General features: G+C 59.2%; 8 protein-coding genes and 1 pseudogene. 7 read left to right on the plus strand and 2 right to left on the minus strand.

The genetic code is table 11. From position 1 onward, the window contains the following. The 5 genes from ACFPN9_RS24290 to ACFPN9_RS24310 form a co-directional block, all read left to right on the plus strand. The coding region (locus tag ACFPN9_RS24290; protein ID WP_377817790.1) for a hypothetical protein at positions 1-207 on the plus strand (207 nt) is incomplete at its 5' end. 938 nt (positions 208-1,145) lie between these two features. Then, on the plus strand, positions 1,146-2,120 hold the full coding sequence (locus ACFPN9_RS24295; RefSeq protein WP_377817791.1) for a glycosyltransferase family 2 protein: 975 nt from the start codon (positions 1,146-1,148) through the stop codon (positions 2,118-2,120). Continuing rightward, the gene (locus ACFPN9_RS24300; protein ID WP_377817792.1) at positions 2,117-2,437 is read left to right on the plus strand and encodes an SMR family transporter; all 321 of its coding nucleotides are present in this window, start codon (positions 2,117-2,119) and stop codon (positions 2,435-2,437) included. The genes ACFPN9_RS24295 and ACFPN9_RS24300 overlap by 4 nt, the downstream gene beginning before the upstream one ends. 20 nt (positions 2,438-2,457) lie before the next feature. Continuing rightward, complete coding sequence (locus ACFPN9_RS24305) at positions 2,458-3,264, plus strand: class I SAM-dependent methyltransferase (protein WP_377817793.1); 807 nt, start codon at positions 2,458-2,460, stop codon at positions 3,262-3,264. Continuing rightward, positions 3,261-4,229: a hypothetical protein gene (locus ACFPN9_RS24310; protein ID WP_377817794.1), complete on the plus strand. Its 969-nt coding sequence runs from the start codon at positions 3,261-3,263 to the stop codon at positions 4,227-4,229. Before ACFPN9_RS24305 ends, ACFPN9_RS24310 begins: the two co-directional genes overlap by 4 nt. A 69-nt stretch (positions 4,230-4,298) precedes the next feature. On the opposite strand, the gene ACFPN9_RS24315 is transcribed toward ACFPN9_RS24310, so the two are convergent. Further along, complete coding sequence (locus ACFPN9_RS24315; protein WP_377817795.1) at positions 4,299-5,876, minus strand: hypothetical protein; 1,578 nt, start codon at positions 5,874-5,876, stop codon at positions 4,299-4,301. Between the two features lie 382 nt (positions 5,877-6,258). On the opposite strand from ACFPN9_RS24315, the gene ACFPN9_RS24320 reads away from it, so the two are divergent. Both ACFPN9_RS24320 and ACFPN9_RS24325 read left to right on the plus strand, forming a co-directional pair. Then, complete coding sequence (locus tag ACFPN9_RS24320) at positions 6,259-6,501, plus strand: hypothetical protein (protein ID WP_377817796.1); 243 nt, start codon at positions 6,259-6,261, stop codon at positions 6,499-6,501. A 182-nt stretch (positions 6,502-6,683) separates the two neighbouring features. Next, positions 6,684-6,947 (plus strand): annotated as a pseudogene (locus ACFPN9_RS24325) (transposase); the annotation flags it as partial. Positions 6,948-7,184: 237 nt separating this feature from the next. Here the strand turns inward: ACFPN9_RS24325 and ACFPN9_RS24330 are convergent. Further along, entirely contained in the window at positions 7,185-8,237 is a 1,053-nt protein-coding gene (locus tag ACFPN9_RS24330; protein ID WP_377817798.1) for an IS110 family RNA-guided transposase, read from the minus strand. Positions 8,238-8,408 lie beyond the last annotated feature (171 nt).

Genomic DNA, 8,408 nt, shown 5'->3' on the forward strand with positions numbered 1-8,408 from the left:
CATACCGCTCTCCAGTTGCGCCGCTCCAGCCTGGCCGACGCTGCGCCCCGCGCCCGTTCGATCGGAGGTGACCGATGCAGCGATGCGCAAATCCCACATCTCATCGAAAGAGGCAATTGTTCAAGCACTCACCGCTCGATGAATACCTCGAGTTTCGTAGACGCCGTCGGACAAGATATCATGCTATCGTTCGAAATCGACGAGTGACAGCATCCAGCCCCTGACGTGATTGCGCTTGGGATTGCACAACATCTCGATCCAATTGATCACGCTCTGCCTTGCCTCTTTCGCGCGCCAGATGCGTTTTCCGGCAGCTTCGCTTGCCCGCGAGCAGATCCACGACGCTCTCGGCCACTGCGTTGCTGTAGCAATTCTCAGGTCTGAACACCGAATCTTTAACTTCAGGAAGGCAGGCCAGCCTATGCCGGTGCAGTGAGGCCGTGACCTGAATTGACCAGGACCGCGGCCTGCGGCTTTCGACACTGTGCCGCCAACCGCAGAGGCTGCACGCACAGAGGCCCTACGCCGGGAGGCAGCGCGGGCGGAAATCCACGATGGTACGAAAGCCAGGCTGGTCCCGTCGGTCACCGCCGTCACCTTCTAGCCCCTCCTCGCAGGTGCCCGCAAACTGCCGCGAAGCGCGGAGGTCTACGCAGTAGGCGTAGAGAAGCAGCGCCGCAATTATCCCGGATAGCAAGGCGGGCAACTCCGTTCCTCGATGTCGCTGTCGAGGACGGCCGAACGATCGTGACTCTCCCGCCCCGTGACCCGAACGAAATGCGCAGTGATCCGGTGGCGCAAAATCATGCACGGAAGCCGGCAGAAGCCAACCCTAGTCGATATCCCGTGAGCGAAGCACCACCGGCCATGCGCCACTAGATCACGCCGCACCACAGCCGTCCACGCCATCATTGGGACAGGCTCCTACCACTGAACGGCAGTTCCTTGCGACGAGCCACCATCGCGCCGTATCCGCGACATTGACCGGTGACTACGCTCTCCTTAAAACAGGGCCGCTTGTTGTATGGCATCGGTTTGATGGCTTGCCGCTGCTGTGGCTTGCGCATACGCGTAAGCCGCCTCGCAAGTCGAGGTCGTCGATCGGCCGGAGAAATTGTGTTGAAGCCTTTCTTTGCCAGAGCCACATGAATACCCACACGACGCCCGTGCGAAACTTTGAAACTGAAATTTCTGTCGTCGTTCCAGCGTTTAACGAAGCCGCCAATATTCCGGGTTTGGTGGCGCACCTGAGGGACATACTCGCGGACTGCAAGGCGTTTGAGATCATCGTCGTCGACGACGGGAGCACGGATACCACCGCAGATGTCATGCGCGAGCTCATCGCGGAGACCACCAATCTCAGTTACGTGCGCTTATCGCGCAACTTCGGGCATCAAGCAGCGCTCCGCGCGGGGCTGTCCTATGCCAACGGCGCCGCTGTCATCTCGATCGACGCCGACCATCAGCATCCTCCAGAGGTCGTGCCCAAGCTCATCGCAAAATGGCGGGAGGGGTACGATATCGTCACGACGAAGCGCAATGACAGTATCCAAATTCCGGCGTTCAAGCGCCTGACATCGCGGGCATTCTACGCTATCCTCAACCGCCTCGGGGAAGTCACGGTTAGTCCCGGCATGGCCGACTTTCGCCTGCTCGACCGACGTGTCGTGAACGTGATCAACGATATGCCCGAAGCGGATCTTTTCCTCAGGGGGATGATTCCGTGGCTCGGCTTCCGAACGGCCAATGTCGAGTTTAACGTCGCGGAACGCCTGCACGGAAACACCAAATACACCCTGCGCAAGATGACTTCACTAGCGGCGGCTGGAATTGTTGCTCAGAGCATGCTGCCGCTCAGAATTTCGATTCTACTCGCCGGTTTCGTGGCAGCCCTAACGGTCATTTACGTTACATATGCACTCTGGCGTCTCTTCGTGAATGGAGACGCCATTCCCGGATGGGCGTCAGTGATCGTCTGCGTCAACCTTATCGGCGCTCTTCAGCTCATCGTACTTGGTGTCATCGGCGAATACCTTGGACGCGTCCTCCGCGAGAGCCGTCGTCGTCCGGCCTTTGTCGTCTCCGAAGCCACTCTGCCTCACCGCGAGGCGCGGCCGTGATCGCCTGGCAACATTTGCTCTTGCTTGCACTCTATGTCGGCGTCAGCGTCTCCGGGCTAACGCTAATGAAGCTCCGGACGGAGCTGACCGACACGATGACTTGGGTAGGATTTGCGCTTTACGGCGCCGGCTTCGGCCTGTGGCTGCTCTTCTTGAAACGCGTGCCGTTGTCGAAGGCGTTCCCGGTCGCCGCAGGTTGCCTGATAATAGCCACGCAATTGTGCGGCTGGTACTTCCTGAAAGAAAGCATCAGCAGAAGCCAGATGCTGGGCATCGCCATGATGCTGTTGGCGGTCCCGTTGATATTCCGGGCGTGAGCGCCCGATGGAGCTGTGAGATGGCCGATCAAGACCTGCGCGAGCGTCAGCGCGAGCACTTCAACTCAATCGCCGGTAGGTACCAGGCGGCTCGCCGGAACGCCAATCATCTGCTCTTGAAGGACCTTATGTGGGCCCATGCCTTGCGTGGCATGGACCGATTTCGCGGCCAAAAAGTTGAAGTTCTGGAACCCCTCTGCGGATTTGCTGACGGCAAATCGATTATCGAGCGGTATTTGTGCGATAACGTTGAGTACTCCGGGTATGACTACAGCGAAAAAGTTATAGAACTACTTAAAGATCAGCACCCACAAATTAACTGCTGGACAGCGGACGCAACAAAATTCGACCCCCTGCCTGGACATTACGACATTGTTATTCTACTCGGCGGCCTCCATCACGTGCCCGATTACGCAGCTTTGGTCGTCGAAAAATCGGCGCGAGCACTGAAACCTGGAGGCATCTTCATCAATCTGGAGCCAACATCAGGCAACGTCGTATCCCGCAAGATCCGCGAGGCTATTTACAGGCGCAATTCCCTATTCGACGAGAGAACAGAACGTGACTTCGGGTGCGGGGAACTGTTCGCCATGTTTGAGAATGCTGGATTGCGTCGGCTGCGCATCACCCATCCAGGGCTTCTTTCGTATGTTTTGTATTACAATCCCGATGCTTTTCCGCGGCTAAATCTCGGGGGCTTGGGCGCAGTTCGCCGTGCGTTCTCAGTGGACAAACCCTTTCTGGAAAGTGCGATAGGACGCTTCTTTTCCTTCGCAACCCTGTCGGTGTGGGAGCGCCCTCTTCAAGCGACCAGCGCGAGCGGATGACAACGCCGCGCGTCGTTGCGAGCATAGAAGGCTCCGAACTTGCGTTTGCGCTCCTGTTGCAAGACGGTTTCTCTGGCTCGGCCTTCGCCGCAACGATCAAGCGCGAACTGACGCCGGATTTTCTCAGCTGGAAGTACTCGTCGCCCGCTGGAAAATCGGTTCTGGCGGTTGTCGAACGGTCGGGTGTACCAATCGCGATGGTGTCCGCTTCCCCTCTGCGGCTCCAGGACCGCAACGCCGGGGTGCGGCGCGCTTGGCAGATCGGTGATATCGTCACGGCGTTGCCACACAGGGGGCAAGGGTTATTCCGGGATTGCCTCGCCGCTCTTGTCGCCTCACTACCGGCAGGTGACGTTGTCCTATGCTACCCTAATGCAAACTCACGCAGAGAGCTGCTTAACCAAGGCTTCACTGCCGTCGTCGACCTCGCGTATTCTGCACGCCCAGCACTCTGGTGGAGCCGAGCATCCGTAAATCGGCTTGTAAAGCCCCTCTCTTTTTTTGGTGATCTGTTGCATCTGGGCAGCCACGACATGCACGTCGCACGAGACGCCGATTATCTCAATTGGCGTTATCTGGATTGCCCGAGCCGGACCTATACGGTTCTGATAGAGGGCGCAGCCAACAATCCAGAGGGCGTTCTGATCTTCCGACGATTCAACGACGTCCTTCCCATCGCAGTGATCATGGACCTGCTTGGAACAGAAGCTGCGGTCGTTCGACTGCTCAGCCAACTCGACCGCGAGGCGCGCAAGCAAGGCCTGCCCGTGATCATGACAATTGACGCCCAACCGGTCGGCGAACACCCCACCTATCCGACAATGCTGCGAGTACCAAGGCCGCTGCAGCCAAAGCGCATGACGCTTTTAGCGAAGATTGCCGGCGCTCCGACTCCGACCAGCGCTACGAGTGCTGAATGGAGGCGCACATGGCATATTCAGGCCGGCGATTGGGACGGCCTTTGAGATGCGACAGACCCCATCGTGCATGTAGCGAGGGCGTAAGGTATGCAGGAGCTTGTGTGACCGAGTCAGTCAATTCAATGGCCAGACGATCGCTTGCTCGCGGGCATCAATCTGCTTGAGCGGCACAAGGCGCATTGCGCCACGACCTCTGTCTGCCTGAAAAGTCTTCAACAACACCTGCAATAACTTGTAGGGATCGTCGCCCCGCGCTTCGAGACCTTGATCTTGCAATAGTTCTATCGTGGATGAGAGTGCGTTAAAAAAATCGCTGTCCGGGTCTGTGCTCAGACGACTAAACCGGATCGCGATGGGGTTTTCAACGTTGGCATGGCGTAAGAAGCGCGCCACAGAGGCGATTGGCTCATAGGAGAGCCCTCCACGGCATTCGAGAATGATCGGACGCGATGGATCGTTCCGGCTCTGGCTGACCACCTTTTTTAGGCTATTAGCAAATCGCTGTGTGGTCTCGACGTTCGTTTCAACGGCCGAAATCAGTTCGGCCGCATTGACGCGGGACCGGTCTCCCTCCGGCGTGAAAAGTTGATGAGTGACGATTACCAGGATCATGAAGGCTGCTTGGCGCAGTCGCAAATATGCGCCCTGAGTACGGTCCACGCTTCCGAGATAGGCGGTCATCGCAAGCCAAAGCGCCGGAAGGCAGATCAGGGCTGGGAACTCGTAACGCCCCGTCATAGCGGTCCCACGGCCATAAACAACGGCTTGCGAAGCGAAAATGAGCAGTATCGACGCCGATGCCGCGGCAAACGCCATCGTGGCCCTTCTCCACTGCGCCGGCTCCGACCACAGCCAAGCGATCGCCGCAACAGCCGTCAATCCAGTCGCGGAGACAATGATCTGTTTGGCGACGTCGATAAGGAGATCTGTCCTGCCGCCGAAGCCGACGCTGTTACCGTATATATCCTTACCGGTTGCGCCAAGCTGAAGAACCATAACGGATGCAATGATGCCGGCGGGAAGAGCGCACCCGATCATCGCGAGATACCACCTCGTGGTCGGCATCGCATGGCGACGCATCACGAGCAGAGCAATGCTGAGCAACGCAAACGGGAGCAGCGTTTCCTTGCTGCCGCACATCATGAATGTACCGATGGTCAAGCCTAGGAAGGAGCGCCTTCGAGGGACCTGATCGATCAGGAGCGAAGTGCTACTTGCGAACCATATACCCAGCCCGCAAGCAGCGTAAATCTCCGCGGGGCCGAGCCGATCCCATATGCCCGACCAGAACGGCAGCATGACGACATACGCAAGCAGCGCGAGAGCCGCACACAGTCCAACGAGGCGGCGCGCGCCTTCGAGAAGGCATCCGATAAATGTTGCGAACATCAGAAACCGCGCCGCATACCATAAGGAGGCGCTGTCGCCCCAAAGCGCGGCCTCAGTCGCTCTCGCAAGATAGTAGAAGGGGCGGAACCGTTGCGACTCGAAAGGGTTCCCAACCTCCGTCTTGTCCATGACAGTCGACAGGATATCAGCCCACGCTAAACTGGATTTATTGCCGAGGAACCAAACGATTTCATGGTCGTCGATAATACCGAACTGTGCTTCAAGGATCTGCCGGCCAAACAAAACGCCCAAAATAGCTATGATGATCGCATGAACGAACAGCAGGCGCGGTAGCAGCAGCATGAAACGGAACCTGGACATCAGTAAGTTTGGCGAGGCATAGAGCAGAGGGCGCATAGCAGATTGTCCGAAAAGGCTTCAGCACCAATCTCTAACACGGCAGATCAGCCCCACACACTTCGATGTTCCCTATGAGTCAGGTATGTCGCAATGGCAGCCACCAAGACCGCGGGCTCGAGGTTCCGGGGTGGATGTTCGAACGCGCATCATGTGCTAACGATCTTCGGTCGACCGTGGCCCGTTCCCAAGCCTGGATGCGCTTACCCTGTCGGCGCTGGTCAATCGGCCGCTGAAGCGGTCCACAGCGTTATCGAATGACGCCGCGAGGCCCGCGGCGAGCATTGAGCCCGCCACGCTCGGCCTGCTCGCCTGGCAGCTGCAAACCATGTGGTCGGCGCCGACGACCGATGCCGAGCTGAAGAAGCGGATCGTCGGCATCTTGATCCACGAAGTGGTTGCCGATATCGACGATGCCACGTCCGAGATCGTTCTAATTTTGCACTGGGCCGACGGCGCCCACGACCAGATGCGCCGAAACGCCGACGCGTGCCGCGCAACAGCACATCCTGTGTTTCGGCGTGCAAGTTTGGGTCTGACTCAGTTTCGCTGCAGGTTGGGGGTGTTCTGACGCTGGTTTCCAGAAGGAATCAGCATGATGAAGCAGCGATTTCGGCCAGCGAGCTTGGTTCCCTCAGGATTGATGGTCGACGGGATCGCGATCGAAGGCGATCGTGTTGTTGTCCGAGTGCTGTGACCCCTGCGATGTCCTCCAGATGAGGCTAGAGTCCGGACCGAAGGAAGGACCGGACCATGAAGCGATCGAGGTTCAGTGAGGAGCAGATCATCGCCGTGCTGCGTGAGCAGGAGGCGGGCGTTTCGACTGCCGATGTCTGCCGCAAGCACGGGATCAGCAGTGCCACGTTCTACGCCTGGAAGGCGAAGTTCGGCGGCATGGACGTGTCGGAGGCGAAGCGTCTGAAGGCGCTCGAGGACGAGAACGCCAAGCTGAAGCGCCTGCTCGCCGACGCCATGCTCGACAATGTCGCGTTGAAGGATCTTCTCACAAAAAATGTATGGTCCGCCCCGTCGTTGCAAGGTTCAGGTTCGGTCTGACGATCCAGTCTGCATAAATGTATCCGGCCTCTCGCGAGTGGGCTGTTTTTGCAGCCAGGCCATGATGAGATCCGCGCGCCCCGTTCTCGAATAACTGGCTCGGGCTGAAAGCCCGCTTTTTTGCCCAGAGTTTACGGTGCGCCGATCAACTGTCTCGTCATCACTATCCCGTGCCTCGCAGCTGGTCGAAGGCGTGGATCAGGTTGCCACCGGCCCACGCCGCTCGTAGGTTGCGCCCGGCTTGGTGATCACCACCCAGGCGACGCGGGCCATCTTGGCGGCGAGCGCCACGGTGGCCTTGTTGTTGTGCATCCGGCTCTGCAAGCCGTCGATCCAGCTCCCGAGCCGATCGCGGGACCGGTCCAGATGGAGCAGGCACGATCGGGCACCGTGGATGAGGAGGCGTCTCAGATACGAGCTCCCTCGCTTGCTGATGCCTAGCAAGGTCGTCTTGCCGCCGGTTGAGTACTCCCGCGGCACGAGGCCGATCCAGGCCGCCATGTCGCGGGCCTTGCGGAACTGCAGACCCCGACCGGCCGCCGCCAGCAGAGCTGTCGCGGCGAGCGGCCCGATGCCTGGCACCGTCATCAGGCGGCGCGCCGTATCGTCGGCCGCAGCGACGTCCTCGATCTCTCCGGTGACCTCCTTGATCCGGCCCTCGAGGTTCTTGAGGTAGTCGAATAGCTCGGTGAGCAATCGCCGCATCGCCGGGCTGAGGTCATTCTCCTTGTCGGCAACCACGCGGGGAAGGTCGGCTTTGAACTTCCCCGCTCCCTGATGCATCGCGATCCCGTACTCGAGGCAAAAAGCCCGCATCTGGCAGATCACGCGCGTGCGCTGGGCAACGAGGCGATCGCGGACGCGGTGAAGCGCTTGCAGGTCGACCTGGTCCGGTGATCGGATCTCGACGAAGCGCATCGTCAGGCGTGTCACGGCCTCGGCGATCGCCTCGGCGTCGATGATGTCGTTCTTGTTGGACTTCACGTACGGCTTCACGAACTTGGCCGGGACGATGCGCACCGTATGTCCGAAAGCCTTCAGCTTGCGGGCGAGCCACTGGGAGCCGGGACAGGCTTCCATCCCAATCACGGTCCGCGCTGCGCGCTCGAAGAACTGCAGCAGCGTGTCCCGCCGGAATGTAGCGCGCTGGATTGGCGCCCCGGTGCCGTCCAGCCCGACGACGTGGAAGGTGTTCTTGCCGATGTCGATCCCGAAAACAGCCGCGTCACGGGGCTTGTTGCGCTGGGTCATGCTGGTCTCCTCTTCGCACGATGCCTCGATAGAATGAGGCGGGGAGACGGGGCGGACCATCCCATTAATTCTTGTCAGGCGCCACGACAAACTGCCCCCCTGACGCCATGAGGAACTGACCCCTCTGGAGAGGAGGTCGGCATGGAAGAGCAAGAGGTTCAGAGTTCTCCG

Source organism: Allobosea massiliensis, assembly GCF_042655245.1.
Taxonomy (GTDB): domain Bacteria; phylum Pseudomonadota; class Alphaproteobacteria; order Rhizobiales; family Beijerinckiaceae; genus Allobosea; species Allobosea massiliensis.

Coding starts and splice junctions, on each gene's coding strand:
- ACFPN9_RS24295 (WP_377817791.1), top strand. CDS start 1,146: ATGAATACCCACACGACGCCCGTGCGAAACTTTGAAACTGAAATTTCT.
- ACFPN9_RS24305 (WP_377817793.1), top strand. CDS start 2,458: ATGGCCGATCAAGACCTGCGCGAGCGTCAGCGCGAGCACTTCAACTCA.
- ACFPN9_RS24310 (WP_377817794.1), top strand. CDS start 3,261: ATGACAACGCCGCGCGTCGTTGCGAGCATAGAAGGCTCCGAACTTGCG.
- ACFPN9_RS24315 (WP_377817795.1), bottom strand. CDS start 5,876: ATGCTGCTGCTACCGCGCCTGCTGTTCGTTCATGCGATCATCATAGCT.
- ACFPN9_RS24320 (WP_377817796.1), top strand. CDS start 6,259: ATGTGGTCGGCGCCGACGACCGATGCCGAGCTGAAGAAGCGGATCGTC.
- ACFPN9_RS24330 (WP_377817798.1), bottom strand. CDS start 8,237: ATGACCCAGCGCAACAAGCCCCGTGACGCGGCTGTTTTCGGGATCGAC.